The sequence below is a fragment of the Qipengyuania aestuarii genome, from assembly GCF_019711535.1.
GTDB lineage: Bacteria > Pseudomonadota > Alphaproteobacteria > Sphingomonadales > Sphingomonadaceae > Qipengyuania > Qipengyuania aestuarii.
In genome coordinates this window covers 57,955-81,550 of sequence record NZ_JAIGNP010000003.1, presented here as the reverse complement: position 1 = coordinate 81,550, position 23,596 = coordinate 57,955, and the positions used below count along the sequence as shown (strand labels likewise).

General features: G+C 62.1%; 30 protein-coding genes. 20 read left to right on the top strand and 10 right to left on the bottom strand.

Annotation, left to right across the window (positions count from 1 at the left end):
• Positions 1-22 precede the first annotated feature (22 nt).
• Positions 23-1,513 carry an MFS transporter gene (locus K3175_RS10060; protein ID WP_221543288.1) on the bottom strand — a complete coding sequence of 497 codons (1,491 nt, stop codon included), beginning with the start codon at positions 1,511-1,513 and terminating at the stop codon, positions 23-25.
• A gap of 164 nt (positions 1,514-1,677) precedes the next feature.
• On the opposite strand from K3175_RS10060, the gene K3175_RS10055 reads away from it, so the two are divergent.
• From K3175_RS10055 to K3175_RS10045, 3 genes are read left to right on the top strand one after another with little or no spacing between them, the layout of a single operon-like run.
• A complete protein-coding gene (locus K3175_RS10055; protein ID WP_221543287.1) occupies positions 1,678-2,859 on the top strand; it encodes an acyl-CoA dehydrogenase family protein in 1,182 nt (393 codons plus the stop codon).
• 3 nt (positions 2,860-2,862) lie between these two features.
• The gene (locus tag K3175_RS10050) at positions 2,863-4,002 is read left to right on the top strand and encodes an acyl-CoA dehydrogenase family protein (RefSeq protein ID WP_221543286.1); all 1,140 of its coding nucleotides are present in this window, start codon (positions 2,863-2,865) and stop codon (positions 4,000-4,002) included.
• A gap of 14 nt (positions 4,003-4,016) precedes the next feature.
• Positions 4,017-4,820, top strand: a complete 804-nt coding sequence (locus K3175_RS10045) for an SDR family NAD(P)-dependent oxidoreductase (protein ID WP_221543285.1) — start codon at positions 4,017-4,019, stop codon at positions 4,818-4,820.
• A gap of 227 nt (positions 4,821-5,047) precedes the next feature.
• Here K3175_RS10045 and K3175_RS10040 read toward each other — a convergent pair whose 3' ends face one another.
• From K3175_RS10040 to K3175_RS10025, 4 genes are read right to left on the bottom strand one after another with little or no spacing between them, the layout of a single operon-like run.
• Complete coding sequence (locus K3175_RS10040) at positions 5,048-5,848, bottom strand: helix-turn-helix domain-containing protein (RefSeq protein ID WP_221543284.1); 801 nt, start codon at positions 5,846-5,848, stop codon at positions 5,048-5,050.
• 3 nt (positions 5,849-5,851) lie between these two features.
• Positions 5,852-6,502 carry a guanylate kinase gene (gene gmk / locus K3175_RS10035; RefSeq protein WP_221543283.1) on the bottom strand — a complete coding sequence of 217 codons (651 nt, stop codon included), beginning with the start codon at positions 6,500-6,502 and terminating at the stop codon, positions 5,852-5,854.
• Between the two features lie 52 nt (positions 6,503-6,554).
• Positions 6,555-6,992, bottom strand: a complete 438-nt coding sequence (locus tag K3175_RS10030; protein WP_221543282.1) for a hypothetical protein — start codon at positions 6,990-6,992, stop codon at positions 6,555-6,557.
• 40 nt (positions 6,993-7,032) lie between these two features.
• Positions 7,033-7,533, bottom strand: coding sequence for an SspB family protein (locus tag K3175_RS10025; protein WP_221543281.1), 501 nt, complete (start codon positions 7,531-7,533; stop codon positions 7,033-7,035).
• A gap of 113 nt (positions 7,534-7,646) precedes the next feature.
• Between K3175_RS10025 and hisB the strand changes: the two genes are divergently transcribed.
• The 16 genes from hisB to K3175_RS09945 all read left to right on the top strand — a co-directional run bounded on the left by hisB (position 7,647) and on the right by K3175_RS09945 (position 18,163).
• Entirely contained in the window at positions 7,647-8,240 is a 594-nt protein-coding gene (gene hisB / locus K3175_RS10020) for an imidazoleglycerol-phosphate dehydratase HisB (protein WP_221543280.1), read from the top strand.
• Between the two features lie 5 nt (positions 8,241-8,245).
• Entirely contained in the window at positions 8,246-8,533 is a 288-nt protein-coding gene (locus K3175_RS10015; protein ID WP_247710854.1) for a YciI family protein, read from the top strand.
• Positions 8,533-9,159, top strand: a complete 627-nt coding sequence (gene hisH, locus K3175_RS10010; protein ID WP_221543279.1) for an imidazole glycerol phosphate synthase subunit HisH — start codon at positions 8,533-8,535, stop codon at positions 9,157-9,159. The genes K3175_RS10015 and hisH overlap by 1 nt, the downstream gene beginning before the upstream one ends.
• 37 nt (positions 9,160-9,196) lie before the next feature.
• Positions 9,197-9,925, top strand: a complete 729-nt coding sequence (gene hisA / locus K3175_RS10005; protein ID WP_221543278.1) for a 1-(5-phosphoribosyl)-5-[(5-phosphoribosylamino)methylideneamino]imidazole-4-carboxamide isomerase — start codon at positions 9,197-9,199, stop codon at positions 9,923-9,925.
• A 10-nt stretch (positions 9,926-9,935) separates the two neighbouring features.
• On the top strand, positions 9,936-10,709 hold the full coding sequence (gene hisF / locus K3175_RS10000) for an imidazole glycerol phosphate synthase subunit HisF (RefSeq protein WP_221543277.1): 774 nt from the start codon (positions 9,936-9,938) through the stop codon (positions 10,707-10,709).
• 19 nt (positions 10,710-10,728) lie between these two features.
• The gene (locus tag K3175_RS09995) at positions 10,729-11,043 is read left to right on the top strand and encodes a phosphoribosyl-ATP diphosphatase (RefSeq protein WP_221543276.1); all 315 of its coding nucleotides are present in this window, start codon (positions 10,729-10,731) and stop codon (positions 11,041-11,043) included.
• The gene (locus K3175_RS09990) at positions 11,043-11,423 is read left to right on the top strand and encodes a histidine triad nucleotide-binding protein (RefSeq protein ID WP_221543275.1); all 381 of its coding nucleotides are present in this window, start codon (positions 11,043-11,045) and stop codon (positions 11,421-11,423) included. Before K3175_RS09995 ends, K3175_RS09990 begins: the two co-directional genes overlap by 1 nt.
• A 70-nt stretch (positions 11,424-11,493) precedes the next feature.
• Positions 11,494-11,949, top strand: a complete 456-nt coding sequence (locus K3175_RS09985) for a YbgC/FadM family acyl-CoA thioesterase (RefSeq protein ID WP_247710853.1) — start codon at positions 11,494-11,496, stop codon at positions 11,947-11,949.
• Positions 11,949-12,647, top strand: a complete 699-nt coding sequence (gene tolQ, locus K3175_RS09980; RefSeq protein WP_221543273.1) for a protein TolQ — start codon at positions 11,949-11,951, stop codon at positions 12,645-12,647. Before K3175_RS09985 ends, tolQ begins: the two co-directional genes overlap by 1 nt.
• Before the next feature lies 1 nt (position 12,648).
• A complete protein-coding gene (locus K3175_RS09975; RefSeq protein ID WP_221543272.1) occupies positions 12,649-13,128 on the top strand; it encodes an ExbD/TolR family protein in 480 nt (159 codons plus the stop codon).
• Positions 13,129-13,137: 9 nt separating this feature from the next.
• A complete protein-coding gene (locus K3175_RS09970; RefSeq protein ID WP_221543271.1) occupies positions 13,138-13,947 on the top strand; it encodes an energy transducer TonB in 810 nt (269 codons plus the stop codon).
• Complete coding sequence (tolB, locus tag K3175_RS09965; protein ID WP_221543270.1) at positions 13,944-15,326, top strand: Tol-Pal system beta propeller repeat protein TolB; 1,383 nt, start codon at positions 13,944-13,946, stop codon at positions 15,324-15,326. The genes K3175_RS09970 and tolB overlap by 4 nt, the downstream gene beginning before the upstream one ends.
• Before the next feature lie 79 nt (positions 15,327-15,405).
• Positions 15,406-15,918: a peptidoglycan-associated lipoprotein Pal gene (pal, locus tag K3175_RS09960; protein WP_221543269.1), complete on the top strand. Its 513-nt coding sequence runs from the start codon at positions 15,406-15,408 to the stop codon at positions 15,916-15,918.
• A 159-nt stretch (positions 15,919-16,077) separates the two neighbouring features.
• Complete coding sequence (locus K3175_RS09955) at positions 16,078-16,611, top strand: J domain-containing protein (protein WP_221543268.1); 534 nt, start codon at positions 16,078-16,080, stop codon at positions 16,609-16,611.
• Between the two features lie 90 nt (positions 16,612-16,701).
• Positions 16,702-16,977 carry a PilZ domain-containing protein gene (locus K3175_RS09950; RefSeq protein WP_221543267.1) on the top strand — a complete coding sequence of 92 codons (276 nt, stop codon included), beginning with the start codon at positions 16,702-16,704 and terminating at the stop codon, positions 16,975-16,977.
• A 196-nt stretch (positions 16,978-17,173) separates the two neighbouring features.
• Entirely contained in the window at positions 17,174-18,163 is a 990-nt protein-coding gene (locus K3175_RS09945) for an energy transducer TonB (protein ID WP_221543266.1), read from the top strand.
• Between the two features lie 6 nt (positions 18,164-18,169).
• Here the strand turns inward: K3175_RS09945 and K3175_RS09940 are convergent, their stop codons facing one another.
• From K3175_RS09940 to pdeM, 5 genes are all read right to left on the bottom strand, one after another.
• Complete coding sequence (locus K3175_RS09940; RefSeq protein ID WP_247710852.1) at positions 18,170-18,967, bottom strand: ATP-grasp domain-containing protein; 798 nt, start codon at positions 18,965-18,967, stop codon at positions 18,170-18,172.
• 92 nt (positions 18,968-19,059) lie between these two features.
• On the bottom strand, positions 19,060-20,367 hold the full coding sequence (locus tag K3175_RS09935) for a cystathionine gamma-synthase family protein (protein ID WP_221543265.1): 1,308 nt from the start codon (positions 20,365-20,367) through the stop codon (positions 19,060-19,062).
• 246 nt (positions 20,368-20,613) lie between these two features.
• Positions 20,614-21,210 carry a hypothetical protein gene (locus K3175_RS09930; protein WP_221543264.1) on the bottom strand — a complete coding sequence of 199 codons (597 nt, stop codon included), beginning with the start codon at positions 21,208-21,210 and terminating at the stop codon, positions 20,614-20,616.
• A 71-nt stretch (positions 21,211-21,281) separates the two neighbouring features.
• A complete protein-coding gene (gene infC / locus K3175_RS09925; protein WP_221543263.1) occupies positions 21,282-21,800 on the bottom strand; it encodes a translation initiation factor IF-3 in 519 nt (172 codons plus the stop codon).
• Between the two features lie 150 nt (positions 21,801-21,950).
• Entirely contained in the window at positions 21,951-22,655 is a 705-nt protein-coding gene (gene pdeM / locus K3175_RS09920) for a ligase-associated DNA damage response endonuclease PdeM (protein ID WP_221543262.1), read from the bottom strand.
• Between the two features lie 45 nt (positions 22,656-22,700).
• Here pdeM and hemF point away from each other — a divergent pair, with 45 nt between their 5' ends.
• On the top strand, positions 22,701-23,558 hold the full coding sequence (hemF, locus tag K3175_RS09915) for an oxygen-dependent coproporphyrinogen oxidase (RefSeq protein ID WP_221543261.1): 858 nt from the start codon (positions 22,701-22,703) through the stop codon (positions 23,556-23,558).
• The last annotated feature ends 38 nt before the right edge of the window (positions 23,559-23,596 follow it).

Sequence of the window (23,596 nt, the reverse complement as noted above, 5' to 3'; positions counted from 1 at the left end):
AGCCATTTTTCCAAGCCGGCGGTCAGGGAGCCAGCGCTCCGGCGTCGACATCCCCCCGTGCCGCAGCGTCAATCGCATCCAGCCTTTTTTTCGCCAGCCGTTCCAGCCGTGCTTCATGTTCCGCCCGGCTGATCGGGAATCGGCCCAGCCAGAAGGCGGCGACGATGGCGAGCAGGATCGACGCGGCGGCGTAATAGCCGATCATGTCGGTCAGCACGCCGAATTCGATCTGCGCGGCGCGCGCGCCCTCGGGGAGCTGCGCCGCGGCGATGATCTGGCCGGTGAGGAAGATGCCGAGGCCGGTGGCGCATTTCTGGATCAGCCAGTTGCCCGAATAGAATGCGCCTTCCGCGCGGCGCCCGGTCCTCTCCTCGAACGCCTCCACGATCTCTGCCAGCATGGACGTGGCGGAGATCATCATGACGACGCCGAACATGTTGGCGAACAGCAAGGTGCCGAGAAATGCCAGGGTCGAGGCCGTGCTGCCCGCCTCGGGCCAGATGCCAAGGGCAAACAGCAGATAGGGGGTGAGGCCCAGCAGAACACTGCAATAGGCGCCGATCGCGGCACTCTTCGCCTTGCCGAAGGCGCGGTGCATGCTGCCGACGATGAAGAACATCAGCAGCACCGACAGGAACAGGGTCACGGCATAGGCCAGAAGGCCGGTCAGCCATTCCGGCCCGCCCGCGAGGATCGGCTGGTCCAGCCGCCACACGAAGACGTTGAGGTAATTGGCAATCGAGAAAGTCATGCCCTGATTGACATAGGCAGCCAGCGCCCCGGCGAAGAAGAACAGGAAGCTGCGCTCCGAGAAGGCGTCGAAGATTTCGGAGAACGCGGCCTTCAATGAAAACGGCGGCGGGCGCCGATCGGGCCAGTGGGCGACGAGCCGATGCTGGCCGAGCGCCGATCCGCCGACCGACAGCAGCATCAGCACGGCGCCGAAGATACCGAAGCCGAGATAGCCTTCTTTCTCCAGCAGTCCGTCGGGGCCGGACATGAACACCGTATAGGCCAGCACCATCATCACGATGCCGCCCAGCCAGCCCGACAGGAAGCGATAGCGGAACAGCGTGGTGCGCTCGTCATAGTCCTGCGTGATTTCGGGCACGAGGCTAATGGAGGGTACTTCGCAGGCCGACAGCAGCACGCGCACGCCGATGGCGATCGCCACCAGTCCCGCAAAGCTCGGCGCTTCACCGCCCGGCGGATGCCACAGCAGGGCCCACAAGACCGCCAGCGGTATGGGGGCGATATAGAGCCAGGGCAGGCGCCGCCCCCATTTGGTATATGTCCGGTCGGACAGGTTGCCGATGATGGGATCGATGACCGCATCGACGAACAGCGCGATGAGCAGCGCCAGGCTGACCAGCCGCGCATCCATGCCCAGCACCTGGTTGTAGAAGATCAGCAGGAAAAAGCTGAAGCCGAGGTCCTTCACCCCGAAGGCCACAGCGCCAAAGCCGTGGATGATCTTCAATCGCTGGGAAAGAGGCCCTTGAACGAACGCCATGGCTCACAGCCTTGGCCCCGATTTGCGCCCGCATCAAGCGCTACCTCGGCCCGGCTTCGGGCTGACGCTACGGAATGGCGCTTCACCGTCAATGCCCTTGCAGGACGGCCGCGAATCACCCTAACGTAAACGTCAACTGAGGATAATGGAGAGAGGAGTCGGTTATGTCCGATCTGGAAAGCTTCCGCGTCGAAACGCGCGAATGGCTCGAAGCGAACTGCCCACCTGAAATGCGCGAACCCGTCCGTGACGAAGGCGATGTCTATTGGGGCGGGCGCAATGCCAGCTTCAAGAACGATGCCCAGAAGGCATGGTTCGAAGCCTGCCGCGAAAAGGGTTACACCGTGCCCGAATGGCCCAAGGAATATGGCGGCGCGGGCCTGTCGCCCGCGGAAGGCAAGGTGCTGCGGCAGGAAATGGCCCGCATCAATGCGCGCCCGCCGCTTTCCAGCTTCGGCATCTGGATGCTTGGCCCGGCGCTGCTGCACTTCGGTACCGAAGGCCAGAAGCAGCGTTTCCTCAATGAAATCGCCGACGGCAAGATCCGCTGGTGCCAGGGTTATTCGGAACCGGGTTCGGGATCTGACCTCGTGTCCATGCAGACCTATGGCGAGGACAAGGGCGATCACTGGATCGTCAACGGTCAGAAGATCTGGACCTCCTATGCCGACGAAGCCGACTGGATCTTCTGCCTTGTCCGCACCGACAAGCAGAACAAGTACCAGGGCATTACCTTCATGCTGTTCGACATGGCGGGCGACGGCGTCTCCACCAAGCCGATCAAGCTGATTTCGGGCAACAGCCCGTTCTGCGAAACCTTCATGGACGATGTGAAGGTGCCCAAGTCCTATGGCGATGACTGCCCGGCCTATGTCGGCGAGATCAACCGCGGCTGGGACGTGGCGAAGTACCTGCTCGGCCACGAACGCGAGATGATTTCGGGCGCGGGCGGCGGCGACCGCACGGCGGCCATCGGTGCGGCGATGAAGCGCAATGCAGGCGAACTCGATCCCGTGCTGCGCGCGGAACTGGCCCAGTTCGACGTGGATGCATTGTCCTATGCCGCGATGGGCGAGAAGTTTCTCGACGAACTCAAGGTCGGCAAGGGCCATCCCGCCCAGCCCAACATGATGAAATATGTCGGGACCGAGCTGAACAAGCGGCGTCACGAGCTGATGATGGCTGCCGGCGGCAGCCGCGCCCTGGAATGGGAGAGCGAGGAAACGAATGGCGGGAAGGGCGCACGCAGCTGGCTGCGCACCAAGGCCAATTCGATCGAAGGCGGCACGAGCGAAGTCATGCTCAACGTCATTTCCAAACGTATCCTCGACCTGCCGGGAGCCTGATCGATGCCTCTTTATTACGACGACGACCAGGCGATGCTCGCCGAAACAGCCCAGCAGTTCATGGCCGAAGAAGGCGCGATTGCGAAACAGCTGCGTCACTGGCGTGACCGCGATTGCAAGGACGGCTTCGGCCACGGCCTGTGGAAGCAGTTTGCCGAAATGGGCTTCACCGGCATGCTGGTGGGCGAAGACGATGGCGGGCTTGGCATGGGCCATGTCGAGGCCGGTATCGTGCTCGAAAATATCGGGCGCAACCTGACCCCGTCCCCCTTCCTGTCCTCCTCCGTGCTGGCCGCGACTGCGCTGAAGCACGGTAGCGATGATTTGCGCGGCCGCTGGCTTCCGGGCCTGATCGAGGGCGAAAAGGTCTATACCGTCGCCATCGACGAAGGCGCGAAGCATCGCCCCGAGACCATCGCCTGCAAGGCGGAGAAATCGGGCAATGGGTTCAAGCTTTCTGGCAAGAAGGACTTCGTGGTCTATGGCGCGTCGAGCGAGATGATCGTCGTGGCCGCGCGCACGTCGGGCAGCGACAGCGATGCCGATGGCATCACGCTGTTCGCCGTGCCGCAGGATGCGAGCGGAATGAGCCATGACAGCGTGCGCCTCGTCGACAGTTCGATGGCCAGCCACGTCACGTTCGAAGGGGTGGAACTGGATGGCGATGCCGTGATCGGAGAAGTCGATGGCGGGCGCGAAGTCCTGAATGCCATGCTCATGGCGGGCCGCGTGGGCGCTGCTGCCGAAGGTGTGGGCGTGGCGCAGGGGGCGATGGACATGACCGTCGATTACCTCAAGCAGCGCAAGCAGTTCGGCAAATTGATCGGCGAATTCCAGGCGCTCCAGCACCGCGCTGCGCATCTCTACTCCGAAGTCGAGATCGCCCGCGCGGTCACGATCAAGGCGGCGCAGCTGCTCGATGGCGGCAGCGAAAAGGCCGACCTGATGGCATCGGTCGCCAAGGCCAAGGTCGCCAAGGCGGCAGGGCTCGCGGTCAAGGAAGGCGTGCAGATGCATGGCGGCATCGGCATGACCGACGAATATGACATCGGCCTCTATATGAAACGCGACCGGGCGCTGCAGGAATTCCTCGGCGACCAGTATTATCACGCGGGCAGGGTCGCCGAAATGAGCGGCTACTGAGCAGGAGAGACACGATGAATTTGAACGATCTCTTCGGTCTCCAGGGCCGCGTCGCCCTTGTCACCGGCGGCAGCCGTGGCATCGGGCGCATGATTGTGGAAGGCCTCCTCGCCGCAGGGGCGGAACGCGTATATATCGTCGCGCGCAAGCAGGAACAGGTGGACGAAACCGCCAATGAGCTGGGCGACAAGGTCGTCGGGCTGGTGGGCGATCTCAGCCAGATGGACGGTATCAAGCAGCTGGCTGACGAAATCGCTGCCCGCGAGGACAAACTCGACATCCTGGTGAACAATGCCGGTGCTGCCTGGGGCGAGCCGTTCGAGGAATTCAGCGAAGCCGGCTGGCACCGGACCATGGATCTCAACGTCAAGACGCCGTTCTTCCTAACGCAGAAGCTGTTCCCGCTGCTGAAGAAGGCCGGCACGAAGGATCGCCCTGCCAAGGTCCTGATGATCGCCAGCATCGACGGGATGAAGACCAATCCCTGGCCGACTTACCCCTACCAGGCGTCGAAGGCCGGGCTGATCCATCTGACGCGCCGCATGGCGGCCGAGCTGATCCGCGACAATATCGTCGTCAACGGCATCGGTCCGGGCGCTTTCCCCAGCGCGATGAACCGGGCGGCACGCGATCACGAGGAAGCGGTGAAGAAGGGCATCCCCAGCCAGCGCGTCGGGGATACCGAGGATATGGCAGGCGGGGCCATCTACCTGCTCAGCCGCGCAGGGGATTATGTCGTGGGCACAACGCTCGCCATCGACGGCGGCGTGGTGAATGCGAATATGTCGACCAGCTTCGTCGATCCTTCGGGGGAATAGCAGGCCGCCAGCGCCGCGCGAGCGACCGAACAGTGAAAGGCTCCGCTGCAAGGCGGGGCCTTTTTATTGGTCACCGCAATTGCGACCGGGAGAGGCTGGCTCCCAAAGGCGCCTTCCTGTCCCGCGCCTTTCTTCTAACCCTTCAGGATCCCCGGCTGGTATGCGCAAAAGGGCCGCTGACCTCCGCCAGCGACCCTTCCAAGAATCTTATGGTTCGGTGGTGCCGATCAGCGGATGAAGTAGCCGATCACGCCCCACTGGCCGCGCTCTTTGTTCATCACCACGGTTTCGCTTGCCTTCCCTGCAGTAGCGAAGTCAGTGTTGAAGACGATCATCCGGTAGTTACCTTCGGGCATGCCCGGAAGAGTGGTGGATGATTTTACGGAGCTTAGCTGGCGGTCGACCACTTTGCCCAGCGGCGCGCGCACCGGTTCGGCCTGCGCGGTCCAAGAGTCTGCGGTGACGACAGATTTGAACATCGGCCCGGCTTCGGCCCAGCTCTGGCTGTATTTGCCCGCATCGATAAGCGCGAGCCACTCGCGCGCGGCTTCCTCGGCCACGGCATTCTCGCCCACGGTGTTTTCAAGCTGCTGCTGTTCCGCCTGCATCTGGCCCGTATCGGACCCTCCGGCACTGGCGAAGAAAAGGGCTGCGGCGATGGCTGCTGTTAGCATGACGATACCTCCTATGATCCAGGGGAGAGCGCGTCGTCCCGCTGGGGTTGCTGATGGCATCGGAGTATTGGCGGCGATAGACGCTGCGCCCATCCCCATTTGCTGGGGTGCAAGGTTTTCGGGGGCTGCCTGCGGGCGATTCTGCGGGGGGCTGGTTTCATGCTCCCCCAAGATTCTGGCGGCTTCCCTGCTGCTGGAGACCCCAAGTTTCTTGCGGGCCTCGCGCAGATAGTCGTTGATGGTGTGAACCGAGAGATCGAGCTCTGCAGCGGCCGATTTGGCGGTATGTCCGGCAAGGAGCAGGCGGAGCACGTCGCGCTCGCGATCGGTCAGCTGATCCACCCCCGCCGCCATGGATCAGCTCATCAATTCGCGGACGAAGGGAATGAGGCCGGTCTGCCGCTGGCGCTTCATCCTTTCGGCATCGAGGATTTCGCGCACCTTGGCGAAGCATTCGCCGGCGTCTTCGTTGATCACCACATAGTCATAGGCGTCCCAGTGGCTGATCTCGCTGCGGGCGCGTTCCATGCGGGCGGCGATCACCTCGTCGGTGTCGGTGCCCCGGCCACGTAGGCGCTGCTCCAGTTCGGCGATGCTTGGCGGCAGGATGAACACGCGCACGACGTCCTGCTGGTCCTTCTGGTAAAGCTGCTGCGTGCCCTGCCAGTCGATGTCGAACAGGAAATCCTGCCCTTCCTTCAGCGCATTGCGGATCCGCCCCTTGGGGGTCCCGTAGCGATAGCCGAAGACGGGGGCCCATTCGTAGAAGTCGTCTTCTTCCACCAACCGGTCGAATTCGGCGTCGCCAACGAAGTAATAATGGACGCCGTCGATCTCGCCGGGGCGCGGCGGACGCGTGGTGACACTGACCGACAGCTTGATGGCCGGATCGGCTTCCAGCAGCATGCGGCTGATGGTCGTCTTCCCGGCCCCGCTGGGGGAGGAAAGGATGAACATCAGCCCGCGCCGTGCAAGCGCGTCGTCGTGGTTCTCTTCGGAATCGGCCATGCCCGCTAGTGGCGCATGGCCCTATGCGGAATCAACCCCGGATAATTCAGTTTCAGACTGCCGTTTCGCCCTTGGACTGTTTCCGCAGCGCCTTTTCACCGCTCCGGCGGGATTCCCGCCGAGACTGGCTGCGATCGAAAAGCGTCTTGGCGAACAGGCCCGCACCCACCAGCAGGGCGCCGGGGACCGATTTCGTCGCTACCTTGGTCACGCCATAAGCGGCGAGCGTCTGGACAAGCGAGCGATTCTCGACCACGTCCTTGGCGAACTTACTGCCATATTGGCGGCCAAGCAGGGCCTTTTCCAGCGTTTGGCGCGTCAGTCGGCCTGCGCTGCGCAGCAGGATGTCATGGATGATGACATTGGTCGACGGGTTCGGGCTGGGGCCGGGAATGGTATTCTTGCCCGACACATCGCTTTTCGTGCCGGCAATCTCATCGCTCACCCGATCGGTGAGGTGGTTCGGCTTTTCCTTGCTTGACAATCCCATGTGAGCCCCTGTCGTTTGCACGGGGCCATAGGCGCCGTGACTAGTTCTTTCGGCCGAAATCGACCGTGACGACATTCGAGCCGTCTTCCGCCCCTTCAACGGGCGCAGCCTCGGACTGTTCCTCGTCATTGCCCGCCTCGTCCGTCGGAGTTGGGGCCATGTCGGCGACGGTTGCCTGGAACTGGAGGCCGAAATCTACCGCTGGATCGACGAACTGGGTGATCGCCGCATAGGGAATGTCGAGCGCGGCGGGGATCTGGTTGAACGAAAGCCCGACCGAGAACCCGTCTTCCCGCACGTTGAGATCCCAGAACTTGTTCTGGAGCACGATGGTCATTTCATCGGGGAAACGCTCGCGCAGATGGACGGGGATCGACACGCCGGGGGCATGCGTCTTGAAAGTGATATAGAAGTGATGCGCGCCGGGCAGTTCGCTGCCGCCCTGTTCGATTTCGTTCAGCACCCGGCCGACGACCGCGCGCAGGGCCTCCTGCACGATGGAGTCGTAGGGGATCAGGCTGTCGGGCGTATCTTCGCTCATGTGCGCCTAGGTGGAGCGGGCGGGGGCGCGGGTCAAGCGGTTTAAGCCCACCTTTACCCTGTCGATAGCCGCTATTCCTTGCGCCGCCCGCGCCCGCGCTTATAGGCAGACCCATGCGAACTGGCCGTATCGAACGAAACACCGCCGAAACGAAGATCCTGGTCGAGGTCAATCTCGACGGGACCGGCACATACGAGGTATCCACCGGGATCGGCTTTCTCGATCACATGGTCGAACAAGTGGCGAAACATTCGCTGATCGACATCAAGATGAAGGTCGATGGCGATCTGCATGTCGACCAGCATCATACCACCGAAGACAGCGCGCTGGCTCTGGGGCATGCCCTGGCGCAGGCGCTGGGCGACAAGGGCGGGATCGCGCGTTACGGCAGTGCCTATTCCCCGATGGACGAAACCCTGGCGCGCGTGGCCCTGGATATTTCCGGACGCCCCTATTTTGTCTGGCGGGCCGGGTTCAGCCAGGAAAAGCTGGGCGAATGGGATACCGAGCTGATCGAACACTGGTTCCATTCGGTGGCGCAGACCTGCGGGCTGACGCTGCATATCGAATTGCTCTACGGCACGAACAATCACCACATTTGCGAAGCCGTCTACAAGGGCTTCGCCCGCGCCCTGCGCGCCGCTGTCGAGATCGATCCGCGCAAGGGCGGTGCCGTGCCCAGCACCAAGGGCCAGCTGGGGGGCTGATCGAAATGTTCGTGTTCTCCCTGAAATATGTCGCGCCGCTCGAAGAGGTGGACGCGCTGCTGCCCGATCATGTCGCCTGGCTCAAAGCCCAGCACGAGGCGGGCCACTTCATCGCGTGGGGCCGCAAGGTCCCGCGTGAGGGCGGTTTGATCATGGCGCATGCCCCCACGCGCGAGATGGCCGAGGAACTGGCGGCGTCCGACCCTTTCGTGAAGGGCGGCGCGGCGGAAGTGGAAGTCATCGAATTCAGCCCGAGCTTCGTGGCGCCGGGGCTTGAAGGATTGCAGGGCTGATGGGCGAAGTGGTTGCACTGGTCGATTACGGTGCGGGCAATCTGCATTCGGTAGAAAACGCCCTGCGGCGCGTCGGCGCCGATGTCACCGTCACGGCCGATCCCGACGTCCTGCGCGCTGCCGACCGCATCGTGCTCCCGGGCGTCGGCAGTTTCAGTGCCTGCGCGGCGGGCCTGAGAGCCGAAAAAGGCGTGATCGAGGCCATGAGCGAGCGGGTTCTGGTGGGCGGCGCGCCGTTTCTCGGCATCTGCGTGGGCATGCAACTGCTCGCCACGCGCGGGCTGGAGCATGGCGAAACGCCGGGGCTTGACTGGATTTCCGGCGAGGTGCGGCTGATCGAGCCGACCGATCCGACGGTCAAGGTGCCCCATATGGGCTGGAACGACGTGGCGCTGACGCCGCATGCCCGCGACCATGAATTGCTGGAGGAAGGCGAAGCCTATTTCCTCCATTCCTATCACTTCCACGCCGACCAGCCACGCGATGTGCTCGCGATGACCGACCATGGCGGCGGGCTGGTGGCTGCCGTGGGCAGGGACAATATGCTCGGTGTCCAGTTCCATCCGGAAAAGAGCCAGAGCTTCGGGCTGCATCTGGTCGAGAGGTTCCTCGAATGGCGGCCATGACCATCCACTTTCCGACGCATATCAACGGACCAGCACAATGATCGTCTTTCCTGCCATCGACCTCAAGGGCGGCCAGGTCGTGCGCCTTGCCGAAGGCGATATGGACCGCGCCACCGTTTATGGCGATAATCCCGCTGCGCAGGCGACGCTGTTTGCCGATGCCGGTGCGGAGCATCTTCATGTCGTCGATCTGGATGGGTCCTTCGCGGGATCGGCCCAGAACCGCGAGGCTGTCGAAAGCATCGTCGCCGCCTTCCCGGGCCATGTCCAGCTCGGCGGCGGCATTCGCAAGCGCGAGGATGTGGAAGGCTGGTTCGATGCCGGCGTATCGCGCATCGTGATGGGTTCGGCGGCCTTGAAGGACCCGGAATTCGTTAAGGACATGGCGCGCGAATTCGAAAACGGCATCGTCGTCGCGGTGGATGCGAAGGACGGCATGGTCGCGACCGAGGGCTGGGCAGAGGTGTCCGATGTCCCCGTGGTCGATCTTGCCCGCCGGTTCGAAGACGCAGGAGTTGCCGCGCTGCTGTTCACCGACATCGGGCGCGATGGATTGCTCAAGGGGGTAAACCTCGAGGCGACCGTCGAACTGGCGCGTCAGGTCGACATTCCCGTGATCGCCAGTGGCGGGGTAAAGGGGCTGGACGATATCCACGTGCTCTCGCTGCATGCGAAAGACGGCATCGAGGGCGTGATTACGGGCCGCGCGCTATATGACGGGCGGCTGGATCTCGCGGCGGCGCTGGCAATGGCGGCCAGATCATGAGGAGGTTGGCATGACCGTCCGCATCCGAGTCATTCCCTGCCTCGACGTGCGCGATGGGCGCGTGGTAAAGGGCGTCAATTTCGTCGATCTCAAGGATGCCGGCGATCCGGTGGAGCAGGCGCAGGCCTATGACCGCGCCGGGGCGGACGAACTGTGCTTCCTCGACATTTCCGCGAGCCATGAAGGGCGCGGCACGCTGCTCGACATGGTGCAGCGTACCGCGGCGGTGTGCTTCATGCCGCTGACCGTCGGCGGCGGGGTGCGCAGTGTCGAGGATGCGCGCGCGCTGCTGCTGGCAGGGGCGGACAAGGTGGCGGTGAATTCCGCCGCCGTCTCGCGGCCCGAACTGGTGCGCGAAATCGCCGAGAAATTCGGCAGCCAGTGTGTTGTCGCCTCGGTCGATGCGCGCGCCCGGACCGAAGGCGAGGGCTTTCGCGGCTGGGAAATCTACACGCATGGGGGCCGTAAGCCGACCGGCATCGATGCGGTCGAGCATGCGCAGCGCCTGGCCGAGCTCGGCGCGGGCGAACTGCTTGTTACCTCCATGGACGGTGACGGGACGAAGCAGGGCTATGATCTCGAACTCACCCGCGCGATTGCCGACAGTGTGTCCGTTCCAGTGATCGCCAGCGGCGGTGTGGGTACGCTCGATCATCTGGTGGAGGGCGTCACTCAGGGGCATGCGAGCGCCGTCCTGGCCGCCTCGATCTTCCATTTCGGACAGCACTCGATCGGCGAGGCACATCGCGCTCTGCGTGCCGCAGGCTTGCCTGCACGCGGCTGAAGACCGTAGGATACCGAACATGGACACGCTGACCCGCCTCGAAGCCACTATCGCCAAGCGCCTCACCGCCTCGCCCGATGAAAGCTATGTCGCGAGGCTCAACAGTAAGGGGCTGGCCGAGATCGCCCAGAAAGTGGGCGAAGAAGCCGTCGAAACCGTGATCGCCGCGATGAGCGGGCCGCGCGAGGAACTGATATCCGAAAGCGCCGATCTGCTGATGCATCTGTTGGTGCTGCTGCAGAAAAAGGGCGTGGCGCTGGATGAAGTCATGGCCGAACTGGACCGGCGCGAGGGCGTGTCGGGCCTTGACGAAAAAGCGAGCAGGAGTGCCTGATGCCGATCGACGCGACGAAGCCGTATGACGACGAGAATATCTTCGCCAAGATCCTGCGCGGCGAAATTCCTTCGACCAAAGTTTACGAGGACGATTGGGCCTACGCCTTCGAGGACATCAATCCGCAGGCCGAAGTGCACACGCTGGTGATCCCCAAGGGGCGCTATGTCAGCTGGGACGATTTCAGTGCCAAGGCCGGGGCGGAGGAAATTGCCGGTTTCGTGCGCGCCGTTGGAAAGGTGGCGCGGGACAAGGGGCTGGTCGAGCCGGGATACCGGATGATGGCCAATGTCGGCGCGCATGGCGGACAGGAAGTTCCGCATCTGCATGTCCATCTCTTCGGGGGTGAACCACTCGGCCCGATGATTGCGCGTCGTTAGTCGCGCCCAAGAGTCGCTTCGTCGTTTGCGATTGCACGCTGTTCGGGCGGTGCGCTAGATGCGGGCGCCTATGGACGTGAGGCCCAACACCCCCGACGGCGTAATCGACGGCGACCGGCATTTGTATGCGGTGCGCGCCTATTATGAGGACACCGACCTTTCCGGCATCGTCTATCACGCCAACTATCTGCGCTGGTTCGAACGCGCCCGGTCCGATCTGCTACGCCGGCTGGAGATAGACCAGCGGGCCGCGATCGAGGAAGGCGGCGGCGCTTATGCCGTTTCCGAGATTAACCTCAAATATTTGCGTCCTGCAAAGCTCGACGACGACATTGTCATCGAGACCTGCTGCACGGAATTGAAGGCCGCATCCTGCCGAATGCACCAGACAGCTTCGCGCGGCGACGAATTGCTGGCCGAGGCACATTTGCGCGTCGGCTTCGTTTCACCGGGCGGGCGGCCAATCCGCCAGCCTGCCCCATGGCGCGAAGCTTTCGCGCGTTTTGTCGATACGACTGAGGATTGATGACGACTTTATCCCTAATCGCGATTGCCGCGCCGACCCGGCTCGATCCGGTCCAGCTTTTCCTCGATGCCGATATCGTGGTGCAGGCCGTGATGGCGGGTCTGATCCTTGCCAGCATCTGGGTCTGGACCATCATCATCTCCTTCACTCTGCGCATGAGCCGGATGAAATCCGCCCAGACGCGCTACGAAACCGAATTCTGGCAGGCCGACCAGTTCGACCGCTTCATGAGCGAGCGGGGCAATAAGGACATTCCTTCCGCCCGCGTCGCGCAAGCGGGCGTGGCCGAATGGCGCCGTTCGACGAAGGGCGAAATCCGGGATCGCGAGGCGCTGCGCAACCGGATCGCCGCAGCCATGGAAAGCCAGGTCGCACAGGAAGCTGACGAGGTAGCGGAACGGCTTAACTTCCTCGCCACCGTCGGTTCGGTGGCTCCCTTCGTCGGCCTGTTCGGCACGGTGTGGGGGATCATGAACAGCTTTTTTCAGATCGGCGCACAGGAAAGCTCGTCACTGGCAGTCGTCGCCCCCGGTATTTCCGAAGCGCTCTTTGCCACGGCCATCGGCCTGTTCGCCGCCATCCCGGCGGTGATTGCCTACAACCGCTTCAGCCATTCGGTCGAGCGGTTTGAAATCCGCCTGACCCGCTTCTCCGACAAGCTGCACGCCAGCTTCAGCCGCCAGCTGGAGCAGCGCTGACATGGCGATGAGCCTAGCCTCCGGCAAAGGCACCCGTCGCCGGCGCGGACGCGGCGGGCGGCGGCCCATGGCCGAAATCAACGTCACGCCGTTCGTCGACGTCATGCTGGTGCTGCTGATCATCTTCATGGTGACGGCGCCGTTGTTGACGGCAGGCGTTCCCATCCAGCTGCCCGACAGCCGCGCCGACGCGCTGCCGCAGGAACAGCAGCAGGTCGCCATCAGCATCGACAGCGATGGCTATGTCTATATCGACGACAATCAGGTTCCGGTCGGCGAATTGCCCCAGGCGCTTGAATCGATTCCGCAGACCGGCGACGGACCGGATGTGACACTGCGCGCCGACCGTGCGCTCGATTACGGGCGCGTGATGGCTGTGATGGGAGAGCTCAACCGTGCCGGGCTCAATCGCATATCGCTGGTGACCAATGGCGGGCAGGAACGCGCGCCGGTCAACAGCGGTTCAGGAACCGGGGAATAGCCAGCGACCATGGCAGCAATCGGCATCAGGGGAGAAGAGCGCACCGGGCTGATCGTGGCCGTTGCGCTGCATCTGCTGGTCCTGGCCGGACTGGTGATTCAGGCGCTGCAGGAGACGCCCCCGATTACCAAGCCCGAACGCATGGTGGTGAGCCTGGCAGAAGATGTCGGGCTGGAATCGACAGCGCCCGATCCTGTACCCGAAAGTGCTGCAGCCATCGCCCCGACCTTGTCCGATGTGCCTGCACCCACTCCGGAAATACTCCAAGCGCCGAGCGAGCCGGTTGTCGAGCGGCCCAGGCCCAAGGTCCAGTCGCCGGTGCCGGCCCCTGCGCAAAAGCCTCAGCCCCGCCGTGAAAAACCGCGCGAAACGGCGAAGCCGCAGCCCAAGCCCAAGGCCGCGGAGAAGGGCGGCGGCTCTGCGATCGGCAGTGATTTCCTCGCCGGAGCGGGTGATAGCACCACGACCACTGACACGCGCACGCCGGCGTCCAAAATCGGGGCGAGCACAAAGGCTTCGCTGGTGCAGTCGATTGCCCGCGACATAAAGCCGCATTGGCAACCGCCCAGCGGGCCGGAAGTCGAGCAAATCACGACCTTTTTACGGTTTCGCCTGAACAGCGACGGTAGCCTTTCCGGCAGGCCGACAGTCGTGCGGCAGACCGGGATCAACGATACCAACAGGGCGCAGGCCAGCCGCCATGCCGAGCAGGCGATCCGCGCGGTCCAGCTTGCTGCCCCCTTCAATCTTCCCGAAGAATATTACGAAGCCTGGAAGGTCGTCGGCCCCTTCAGCTTCGATTGGAGACTAGCCCAATGAAGAAACTCATCATCGCCACCCTCGCGTTCGCGGCCAGCCCACTTGCGGCGCAGAACCAGGATCTTGGAGAGCCGATCGGCGAAGGCCAGGAGGTCGAGACGATCGAGGAAGAGGAGGGGCTTACCGGCTCAGTCAGCTTCGAAGGCAATCTTGACGATCTCGGCATCGCCATCCCCGCCTTCGCCACCGATCGCAATGCGCCCACGCCTGCCAATGCCAACGGCACCGAAGCGCTGGGACTCGAACTTGCCCGCGTGATCACCTCCGATCTGCGCAACAACGGGCTGTTCAAGCCGACCGGGCCAGATTCCCTGCCTAAGCCGAGTTTCGCCAACATCACGGCGCCGGTCTGGTCGACCTGGGGAGTGCGCGGGGCGGAAATGCTGGTCCACGGCTATGTCCGCGCGCGGAGCGATGACCGGCTGACCGTCGGCTGCTATCTCTACGATATGGCGCTGCAGCAGCGCCTTGTCGCCGAAGGTTGGGTTGTTGCTCCCGCTGACTGGCGCCGCGCTGCGCATAAGTGCGCCGATCTCGTCTATTCGCGCCTGACCGGGGAAAGCCCGTTCTTCGACAGCCGTATCGCCTATATTGCGGAAACCGGCCCTAAGGATAACCGCACGAAGCGCCTCGCCATCATGGACAGCGATGGTGCGAACCACCGCTTCATCACCACCGGCCGCTCCACTGCGCTGACGCCGCGCTATTCGCCCGATTACAAGAAGCTGGTCTATCTGAGCTATGTCGACGGCAATCCGCGCATTTATGTCTACGACATCGGCACCGGAAAACAGACGCTGGTCACCCAGAGCGAAAATCCGACCTTCGCGCCGCGCTGGAGCCCGGACGGTCGCTGGATCCTCTATTCCATGGCCGTTGGCGGCAATACGGATATCTATCGTGTTTCCGCGCAGGGCGGCCGCAGCGAACGGCTGACCGACGCGCCCGGCATCGACATCGGCGGGTCCTATTCGCCTGACGGCAGAAGCATCGTTTTCGAAAGCGACCGTTCGGGCGCGCAGCAATGCTACGTGATGAATTCCGACGGCTCGAACCAGCGCCGGATCAGCTTTGGCGGCTCGCGCTGCGCGACGCCCGAATGGAGTCCCCGCGGTGACCAGATCGCCTTCACCAATTCCAGCAGCTTCAATGTGTCGGTGATGACCCCGTCAGGCGGCAATGTCCGCACGTTGACGCGTGGCTGGCAGGATGAAGCGCCGACCTGGGCGCCCAACGGCCGCATCATCCAGTTCTTCCGCACCGAACGCAACACAGGCAAGACTTCGCTGTGGCAGGTCGACCTGACCGGTGAAAACGAACGCAGCCTGCCGACCCCGGTCGATGCCTCGGATCCGGCCTGGGGACCGATCCTGCCTTAAGATCATTGGTCTATTCATGGGGACGGTTAAGTCCGGGGCCTAAAAAGAGTTCCACCGCTGTTTAAAAGGGGACAGCTTTATGAATACCCGTTTTGCTACTGCAATGATCATGACGTCGGCGCTTGCGCTGGCAGCCTGCCAGAAGAAAGCTCCGGAAGAAATTCCGCCGCCGCCGGTCGACAACACTACGCCGACCCCGACGCCAACGACGACAGCGCCCGGCGTGGGCAGCATGGAGCATTTCCTGCAGGCTGTCGGTCAGGCGAACTCGATCGTCTATTTCGACACCGATCAGTACAACATCGACGCAGAAGACAGCGCCAAGCTCCAGCGTCAGGCGCAGTATTTCAACCAGTACCCCAGCGTCACCTTCACCATCGAAGGTCATGCCGACGAGCGCGGTACGCGTGAATACAACCTCGCCCTTGGCGAACGTCGCGCCAATTCGGCTAAGAACTACCTCGTATCGCTCGGTATCCCGGCCTCCCGCATCCGTACGATCAGCTACGGCAAGGAGCGTCCGGTCGCGCTTGGCTCGAACGAATCTGCATGGGCGCAGAACCGCCGCGCAGCTACGGTGACGATCAACTGATCTTTATCGGTTAACCTACATCGAGCCCCGGCCCCAGCGCCGGGGCTTTTTGTTTGAGCGTCTCCCGCGAAAAGGGCCGCCTTTCCTTGCCAATACCGCCAGTATCCCTAAATTGGCGCCCATGCCCGCCTTATCCCATAAAAATGCGCCCCTCCGCTGATGGCGAAAGCACGGCGTTCGAACGACTGGGGCTTCCCCCGCTGGCGTGGTTACGAAGAAAGCCGCGAAGCCGCCACGGTGCGGCTGTGCGATCGCTACGGCTGCGAAGAGCGCGGCGATTGCCCGGCCCCCAAATCGCCCAACAGCCCCAAGCGCTGGTATTTCTGCCAGAAGCATGCGGCGGAATACAATTCCAAGTGGGATTATTTCGAAGGGCTGGACAAGGCGGAGAAGGAAGCGCGCACCAAGAGCGAGCAGGCGGAGAACGCTGGCTATGCCGAAGCGCAGCATTATGGCTGGGGCGGCGCGGGCGATGGCAGCCGTTCGGCCGATGAAATGCGCGCGCTGGAGGTGCTCGAACTGGAATCCGATGCGGATTTCGCGGCAGTCAAAAAGGCGTGGCGGGTCAAGGCAAAAGCCGTGCATCCGGATGTAAAGCCGGGCGACAAGGACGCCGCGGAGGCTTTCCAGAAATACCAACTCGCGTACGAAATTCTGAAATCGGCCGAAGAGCGGCGCGAATGGAAGGGTTGAGCCCCTCCGGCGCCCAGCTTGTATCAACGCGACATTAACCCTTCTTTCGGGGGTTCGGCGATATCAGCCACCCGAAGCTGGGAGGGTTTGATGAAGGCACGCACAAATGTTCGCCGCGGGACCGATATCGTTTTGCATTGCCGAATTCCCGTGGAGCGGGCCCAGGCAATTCTTTGCGACATTTCGGACACCGGCTGCCGCATCCAACTGTTCGACGGCTATGTGAACAAGGGCACCACGATCTTCTTCGAGCTCGACGAACAAACCGATCTAGCCGGACAAATCGTTTGGGTTCAGGGCGGCGAAGCCGGGGTGCGTTTCATGCACAAACTCAGTCCTGCAGCGCGAAAGGTGCTGGAAATCTGAGCCTTGCCGATCCGTTTTACGACGCTCGAAAAATCGAGTTGACGGCAATACTGACTATTCTACGCTTCAAGCCTGCTAATCGGGGATCGGCATGGCTTTTACAGCTTATATCTCTTCGCTTTAGTCCGCGCTCGCTGCTGCAACGGTCCCTCCGCCTGTAGTTACAATTTCTCAAAAAAATCCGACGGAGATCGCCATGTGGTTTCCTGGCGAAGTGGAATGTGCGAATGGCGCTGCCCCACGGGGTGGGGATATTTTGCGACCGTTCAATACGGTCGTCGGCAATCTGCGGAATGGCGATGACCTCCTGACGCTTGCTTTCGCAATCGACGAAGAGGGGCGTCCACATTCGATCGACTGGGCCAGCGGATCCGAGCGGACCTTCGCAGATGCGCCCGCTGCTTTGGCCGGGAGCCGATTTGAGGCTGGCATGCCAGCCGAGGATTGCCGCATAAGTTACCGCGCAAGCACCGCCACGGTCGAGCAAGCGCCCTTTGCCGAGTTGATTTCGCTCAGTATCTCGCCAGATGGCCCAAGGCCGCCGAGAGAGGTGTGGGACCGCGTATATGGTTCGACCGAGTGCGCCAAGGCACCTCGCCCCCAGCAATTGGTCACGGTGATGCCGGAGTTCGCGAAGCTTCCAGGCAAGCCCGGCGCGCGCGCTTGGACGCTGATCGGGTTCGACATTGGTGAGGATGGTGAAACACGGGCGGTAAAGGTGGTGGCAAGTACTGGCAATGAGACGCTGGATGATGCGGGTCTCACAGCGATCAGCGAATCGCGCTTCGCAAGTGGCACGCCCAAATCCGGCTGCCTTTATCCCTATTGGCGCAATCCTGTGCGGTTGCCTGCGCCAGAGAAACCCCAGTCCGACGGGTCCTGCGAAGGCTTGCCCGACTGGGACTTCCCTCCGGTCCTGCGTTATCCGGAAGCGTTCGAACGGCGGCTGATAGAAGGCTGGGCGCTTGTCCGTTACGATGTCGCTTCGTGGGGAGAAACCGGAAACGTCGAAGTGGTCGATGCTCAGCCGGCCAGCGCTTTCGGTACGGCTGCGGAGATGATGATCAAACGAGCCAAATATGAAGCCGACGGGAAGGGCGCGACTAATTGTACGACGCTGGTATCTTACGTTCTTCCCGACGAAAGGGGCTTGCTGGATCAATCCGAAGACAGCCAGTCAGATTAGCGCTCGTCAAAGACTTTGCAGACGCCGGGTAACAGAAGCTGCCATCCTTTCTCCCAAGTCACTTGCCTGTTCGGGATAAAGGTAAGGTTCGATAGCTTCCGCTTCCATCACCGCCAGTTCACCCGAAGGAAGCCGGGCCATGTCCACGCGGCAGTAGAGCATATCCTCAAAGGGCAATGCGGCGAATACGGCGCTGGCCTGGGCCAGATCCTCGGGCTGCGGCTCGAACGCATGTTCGATGCCACCATATAGTGACTGGATGCGATACTCACCCTCGGCAGCGCGTTTCAGGACGCCGTGGCTGTATTCGCCATCGATGAAAACGAAGGTATATTCCCCTTCCTCGACCACGCTGGGCAGGAATGGCTGGATCATCGCCGGTTGACCCATGCGCCATCCGGGCTGGGGTAGGGCGTCGTGGCCGAAGCTGTGCTGGCCAAGTCCGCCCGCGCCGATCTGGCGCTTCACGACCACGCGGGTCGCTTCGAAGGCGTCGAGCGCGATAGCGACATCGCTGCTTTTGACCTCGTCGAACCACAAGGTCGGGATAGTGGTCACCCCGGCATCACCGAGTTGCTTCAGGTACCGCTTGTCGCCGTTCCAGCGCACGACTCGCGACGGATTGCATACTCTGATGCCGCGCGCTTCCAGCGCTTCCAGTTTCGCAACGAAGTCGTCGAAGTGATCCTGATAATCCCAAGCCGTCCCGAGCAGCACGAGCGCAATATCGGCAAAGTCCTCCAGCGGGGCCCGCCAGTCGATTTCGACCAGCTTCAGCCCTGCCGCCTCGAAGGCCGGACGCAATGCGCCGACCTCGAGATCGTGTTCAAAGGCATCGCCCCTGCGCGGCCCGCCGCCGGGCAGCGTATCCGCGCAGGCCAGAAAACCGATGCGGATCAGACTGCCTCCAGCGCCTGTTCGAAGTCGGCGATGAGGTCGTCCGCATCTTCGATGCCGATCGATATGCGCACGAGATTGTCCGATATGCCCAGTTCAGCGCGGCGCCCTTCTGCGACCGACAGGTGGGTCATCGATGCCGGATGGCTTGCCAGCGTTTCAGTCCCGCCGAGGCTGACCGCGAGCTTGGCGATCTTGAGGCTGTCGAGGAAGCGGAAGCATTCGGCCTCGCCGCCCTTCAGCAGCAGTGAGAAGGTAGACCCTGCGCCCAGGCAGTGGCGGTCATAAATGTCCTGCTGGCGCTTGTCCTTTATCATGCCGAGATAGCCGAGACCTTCGACCTTATCGTGCTTCGACAGGAAATCGCACACCTTCGCGGCGTTCTCGCCAGCGCGGCTCATGCGCAGTTCGACCGTTTCAAGGCTGCGGCAGAGCATCCAGGCGGTGTTCGGATCGCAGATCCCGCCCATCGTGTTCCGCAGCATGCGCACCGGGTCCATCCACTTTTTCGCGCCTGCGATGGAGCCGGCGACGAGGTCCGAATGGCCGCCGACATATTTGGTCAGCGAATAGCAGACGATGTCCGCGCCATGTTCAAGCGGGCGCTGCCACAGTGGGCCGAGGAAGGTATTGTCGATGGAGATCGGGCATTCGAGCCCGGCAGCGTCTACGGAGGCGCGCACCGCTTCGATATCCACTAGGGCATTGGTCGGATTGCCGGGACTTTCGAGATAGACCATCGCGACCTTGCCGCCGTTCTCATCTGCCATGTCCTTGGCCTTAGCCAGAACCCCGTCAATTTCCTCGCGCGTGGCACCGGCGGGGAAGTCGACATAGTCGATGCCCCAGCGCGACATCCACTTCGCCACGAAGCCTTCGGTAGCAGCGTAGAGCGGTCCAGAATGCACGATTACGTCGCCCTTGCTGGCATAGGCAAGCATCAGCACGCAGATCGCGGTCATTCCGCTGGAGAAAGAAAGAGCGTCTTCCGCCCCGTCCCAGACCGACAGGCGGTCTTCGAGGATTTCCTGGTTGGGCGCGTTGAAGCGCGAATAGACGAGGCCGTCCGCACCGCCCGGACGCTTGCCGGTGATCCCTTCGAAATGGCGCTTGCCATCGGCGGCGCTGGGAAATGCGAATGTTGAAGTCAGAAAGATCGGCGGCTTAAGGCTGCCTTCGGATAGCGTGGGGTCGAAGCCGTGGCCCATCATCAGCGTGCTGGGCTTGAGTTCGCGTCCCGCAATCTTGGTGACTTCGGGCTTTGGAGCCATGCGGGGGCTGGTGGGATCGATATCGTTGTCGCTCATACGCTTGGAGCATCCTTCCTGATGTCTCGCTCCCAGGAAGGCGGGAGCTGATGGTCGGTGCGGGGCACCCGTTCCTAACCTCCGCAGGAACGCATCTCCGCCGCATAGCCGGTATGCGCCAGCCTCTATGTCGGTTCCTCGCTGGTTTCAACTGAGATGAAACCGGCTAGAAAATGGAAGCTGCCGTAGGTCGTGAGGCGAAGATACTCGGATAAAGCGAACAAGCAGCCACTCATTGGCTGGACCTTAGTGGGTCCAGTCTAGTGACAGGCTGTCGACGTGCCAGCGCAATTGCTCAGCAGTGGCCCCTGGAACATCATTGACCCTCTTCAGGATTAGCTCGCCGTCATAGTTGACCGGCCGTCCCGATGTATCCGCCGAAGTGATGTTCAGCGGCGCTGTGTAATAGCTCGAGCCGGCTGCGCCTTCCATGCGGCCGGTGTCAACGGCAACGGAAATGTCCGCAAGGTCAGCGAAGTGGCCGGCCCATTGCGTCTTGGGCCACTTCTGCTTGCTCGCATCGTCCAGCATAGCCCAAGCTTGGTCGAATTCCTTCAGTTCGATTGCACGGGCAAAGGAAGTCGCGATATTGCGCGCACCTTTTTCAGTTTTTTCGGCTTCGGGAGAAAGTGGGGACGGCGTGAGATCGGGGGAGCCGTCGTTAACACGACTGTTCTGCTGACCGTCCGAAACCGGAGCGGGCGGCGGTGCAGCAGGTATTTCGTCCGGCTTGGATTGCTGATCGGATTGGGGATCTGGCCGCTGCCCATCGACACTGCTGGAATCACAGGCGGCGAGACTCAAACAGCCAAGTGCGATGACGATAGGTGCTTTTGCTTTCATGAAAAGACAATCGGGAAACGATATCAATCGTTCCCCGATCACTATTGTCTGCAATGAAAGGCTTTACTTGCCTATTTCGGCGCGAGCACCATCACCATCTGACGGCCTTCGAGACGTGGGAAGCTTTCGACCTTTGCAGTCTCCTCCATATCGTCGCGCACGCGGTTCAATAGATCCATGCCCAACTGCTGGTGAGCCATTTCACGGCCGCGGAAGCGCAGGGTGCACTTCACCTTGTCGCCGTTCTCGATGAACTTGTTCACATTACGCATTTTCACGTCGTAATCGTGATCATCGATGTTGGGACGCATCTTGATCTCTTTGATTTCCTGCGTCTTCTGCGTTTTACGCTGCAGGTTGGCCTTCTTCTGCGCCTCGAAGCGATATTTACCGACATCGAGGAACTTGCACACCGGCGGGTCCGCATTGGGAGACACTTCGACGAGGTTGAGGCCCAGTTCGTTGGCCTGCTCGGTCGCTTCGCGGGTGTACATCACCCCAAGGTTTTCGCCTTCGTGATCGATCACGCGGACCTTGGGGACATTGATCATGTTGTCGTAGCGCGGGCCGCTTTTCACGGGCATTTGCATGCTGCGCCGGGGTGGACGGGCTATGGGGTAATCTCCTTGGTTACTTCTGGATGTTCATCTTCGTTCAGAATGCCCCGATGTAGGCACTGTTCCGCAGATTCGCAAAGGGGTTCGGATTCTAAGGCCCGGTTTTGCGCGGCGGCGTGGCTATCACGCAGCGTTCGACCATAGATTGAAGCGGGCCAGCCGACCCTTGGCTGGAACGATTGCGTCGATCGTGTCCGCCGGCTGCAGCGCCCTCAGGATGGCCGGATCGGCAGCGTTCATGCCGCCGGTGTACGCTCCGAATGCGGGCAGGATCATGCGGCCGGAAGGCTTGCCATCGGCGCCTTCATTCGCGCTTACGACGGCGCAGGGACGGCGGATGTGGCGGCGGTGGACGGTCAGCTGCAGGCGCGGGTGGTAATGCCCTGATAGCTCGGGCCGCGTTTCACCCTTTTGCGCGCGGTGACGAAGGATCGTGCCGCCGATTTCCAGCTCTTCCACCAGCGTTCCGCCGCAGCGAGCCTCCATGTCGGGATCGTGATTGCCGGTGATCCACACCCAGTCGACTGCCTTGGTCAGCGCTTCGAGCATACCGCAGGCGTGAGGTTCGAGCCGGGCGGAACCTTTCGAATCGTGGAAATTGTCACCCAGCGTGATGACACGCCGCGCTCCGGTTTCGCGAATGGCCAGCGCAACGCGTTCCAGCGTCTCGCGGCTGTCGTAGGGCGGGATCATCTGCCCGTGGCCGGCAAAGAAGCTACCCTTTTCGAGATGCAGGTCGGCGACCAGCAGAGCACGCTCACGCGGCCAGTAGAGCGCGCGACCTTCTGTCAGGAGCCATTCCTGGCCTGCGAACGAAAGGGGAACCATGTACCGCTATTGCCGCGTGGGCGCCGCAATGGCAAGGGCTTGTGCATGACCGACTGGACCAAGCAAACCCAAACCGCGCGCACATGGTTCGAATCCCTGCGCGATCGTATCTGCGCCGAGTTCGAGGCGATCGAGCGCGAGGCGGGCAGCGCGGCTGTGTTTCAGTACGACAGCTGGAACCGCGTGGAAGAGGGCAATGAAGATCCAGGCGGAGGCACGCGTGGCCTCATGAAGGGTAAGGTTTTCGAGAAGGTGGGTGTTAACGTGTCCACCGTGCGCGGAAATTTCGCGCCTGAGTTCGCTGCGTCGATCAACGGTGCAAGCGAAGAGAACCCCGGTTTCACGGCGACCGGCATCAGCCTGGTTGCGCATATGGCAAACCCGCATGTGCCAGCCGTGCATATGAACACCCGCTTCCTCACCACCCAGGCGGCCTGGTTCGGCGGCGGGGCGGATCTCAATCCGCCGCTGCCCTATGAGGAAGATACCGAGGAATTCCACGCCCGCTTCCGGGCGGCCTGCGCGGCCCATAACCCGACCTATTATGATCGCTTCAAGAAATGGGCGGACGACTATTTTTATATTCCCCACCGCGGCGTTCATCGCGGAGTGGGAGGCATCTTCTACGATCACCTGGAGTGCGAGGATGAAGTGGGCTTCGGCCGCAATCTCGCGTTCACGAAGGATGTCGGCGAGGCATTCCTGGATATCTTTCCCAAGCTCGTCCGTCGGCGAATGGACCAAGAATTCGCGCCTGCCGACAAGGCCCAGCAACTCGAATGGCGCGGACGCTATGCCGAATTCAATCTCGTCTACGATCGGGGAACGCTGTTCGGCCTGAAGACCGGCGGCAATATCGATGCGATCCTGATGAGCCTGCCGCCTGAGGCGACCTGGAGCTGATTGCGCTTTTCGGCGCCGCAACATCGGCGTAGGAGCTT

What these genes read in the sequence shown, in the direction of transcription:
- K3175_RS09945 (WP_221543266.1), top strand. Translation starts at nt 17,174, where the DNA reads ATGTGGTTTCCTGGCGAAGTGGAATGTGCGAATGGCGCTGCCCCACGG.
- K3175_RS09950 (WP_221543267.1), top strand. Translation starts at nt 16,702, where the DNA reads ATGAAGGCACGCACAAATGTTCGCCGCGGGACCGATATCGTTTTGCAT.
- K3175_RS09990 (WP_221543275.1), top strand. Translation starts at nt 11,043, where the DNA reads ATGCCGATCGACGCGACGAAGCCGTATGACGACGAGAATATCTTCGCC.
- pal (WP_221543269.1), top strand. Translation starts at nt 15,406, where the DNA reads ATGAATACCCGTTTTGCTACTGCAATGATCATGACGTCGGCGCTTGCG.
- hisB (WP_221543280.1), top strand. Translation starts at nt 7,647, where the DNA reads ATGCGAACTGGCCGTATCGAACGAAACACCGCCGAAACGAAGATCCTG.
- K3175_RS09995 (WP_221543276.1), top strand. Translation starts at nt 10,729, where the DNA reads ATGGACACGCTGACCCGCCTCGAAGCCACTATCGCCAAGCGCCTCACC.
- K3175_RS10040 (WP_221543284.1), bottom strand. Translation starts at nt 5,848, where the DNA reads ATGGCGGCGGGGGTGGATCAGCTGACCGATCGCGAGCGCGACGTGCTC.
- K3175_RS10015 (WP_247710854.1), top strand. Translation starts at nt 8,246, where the DNA reads ATGTTCGTGTTCTCCCTGAAATATGTCGCGCCGCTCGAAGAGGTGGAC.
- K3175_RS09975 (WP_221543272.1), top strand. Translation starts at nt 12,649, where the DNA reads ATGGCGATGAGCCTAGCCTCCGGCAAAGGCACCCGTCGCCGGCGCGGA.
- hemF (WP_221543261.1), top strand. Translation starts at nt 22,701, where the DNA reads ATGACCGACTGGACCAAGCAAACCCAAACCGCGCGCACATGGTTCGAA.
- K3175_RS10050 (WP_221543286.1), top strand. Translation starts at nt 2,863, where the DNA reads ATGCCTCTTTATTACGACGACGACCAGGCGATGCTCGCCGAAACAGCC.
- tolB (WP_221543270.1), top strand. Translation starts at nt 13,944, where the DNA reads ATGAAGAAACTCATCATCGCCACCCTCGCGTTCGCGGCCAGCCCACTT.
- tolQ (WP_221543273.1), top strand. Translation starts at nt 11,949, where the DNA reads ATGACGACTTTATCCCTAATCGCGATTGCCGCGCCGACCCGGCTCGAT.
- hisA (WP_221543278.1), top strand. Translation starts at nt 9,197, where the DNA reads ATGATCGTCTTTCCTGCCATCGACCTCAAGGGCGGCCAGGTCGTGCGC.
- pdeM (WP_221543262.1), bottom strand. Translation starts at nt 22,655, where the DNA reads ATGGTTCCCCTTTCGTTCGCAGGCCAGGAATGGCTCCTGACAGAAGGT.
- K3175_RS10030 (WP_221543282.1), bottom strand. Translation starts at nt 6,992, where the DNA reads ATGGGATTGTCAAGCAAGGAAAAGCCGAACCACCTCACCGATCGGGTG.
- K3175_RS09930 (WP_221543264.1), bottom strand. Translation starts at nt 21,210, where the DNA reads ATGAAAGCAAAAGCACCTATCGTCATCGCACTTGGCTGTTTGAGTCTC.
- infC (WP_221543263.1), bottom strand. Translation starts at nt 21,800, where the DNA reads ATGCAAATGCCCGTGAAAAGCGGCCCGCGCTACGACAACATGATCAAT.
- K3175_RS09985 (WP_247710853.1), top strand. Translation starts at nt 11,494, where the DNA reads ATGGACGTGAGGCCCAACACCCCCGACGGCGTAATCGACGGCGACCGG.
- hisF (WP_221543277.1), top strand. Translation starts at nt 9,936, where the DNA reads ATGACCGTCCGCATCCGAGTCATTCCCTGCCTCGACGTGCGCGATGGG.
- K3175_RS10045 (WP_221543285.1), top strand. Translation starts at nt 4,017, where the DNA reads ATGAATTTGAACGATCTCTTCGGTCTCCAGGGCCGCGTCGCCCTTGTC.
- K3175_RS10055 (WP_221543287.1), top strand. Translation starts at nt 1,678, where the DNA reads ATGTCCGATCTGGAAAGCTTCCGCGTCGAAACGCGCGAATGGCTCGAA.
- gmk (WP_221543283.1), bottom strand. Translation starts at nt 6,502, where the DNA reads ATGGCCGATTCCGAAGAGAACCACGACGACGCGCTTGCACGGCGCGGG.
- K3175_RS10025 (WP_221543281.1), bottom strand. Translation starts at nt 7,533, where the DNA reads ATGAGCGAAGATACGCCCGACAGCCTGATCCCCTACGACTCCATCGTG.
- hisH (WP_221543279.1), top strand. Translation starts at nt 8,533, where the DNA reads ATGGGCGAAGTGGTTGCACTGGTCGATTACGGTGCGGGCAATCTGCAT.
- K3175_RS09955 (WP_221543268.1), top strand. Translation starts at nt 16,078, where the DNA reads ATGGCGAAAGCACGGCGTTCGAACGACTGGGGCTTCCCCCGCTGGCGT.
- K3175_RS09970 (WP_221543271.1), top strand. Translation starts at nt 13,138, where the DNA reads ATGGCAGCAATCGGCATCAGGGGAGAAGAGCGCACCGGGCTGATCGTG.
- K3175_RS10060 (WP_221543288.1), bottom strand. Translation starts at nt 1,513, where the DNA reads ATGGCGTTCGTTCAAGGGCCTCTTTCCCAGCGATTGAAGATCATCCAC.
- K3175_RS09935 (WP_221543265.1), bottom strand. Translation starts at nt 20,367, where the DNA reads ATGAGCGACAACGATATCGATCCCACCAGCCCCCGCATGGCTCCAAAG.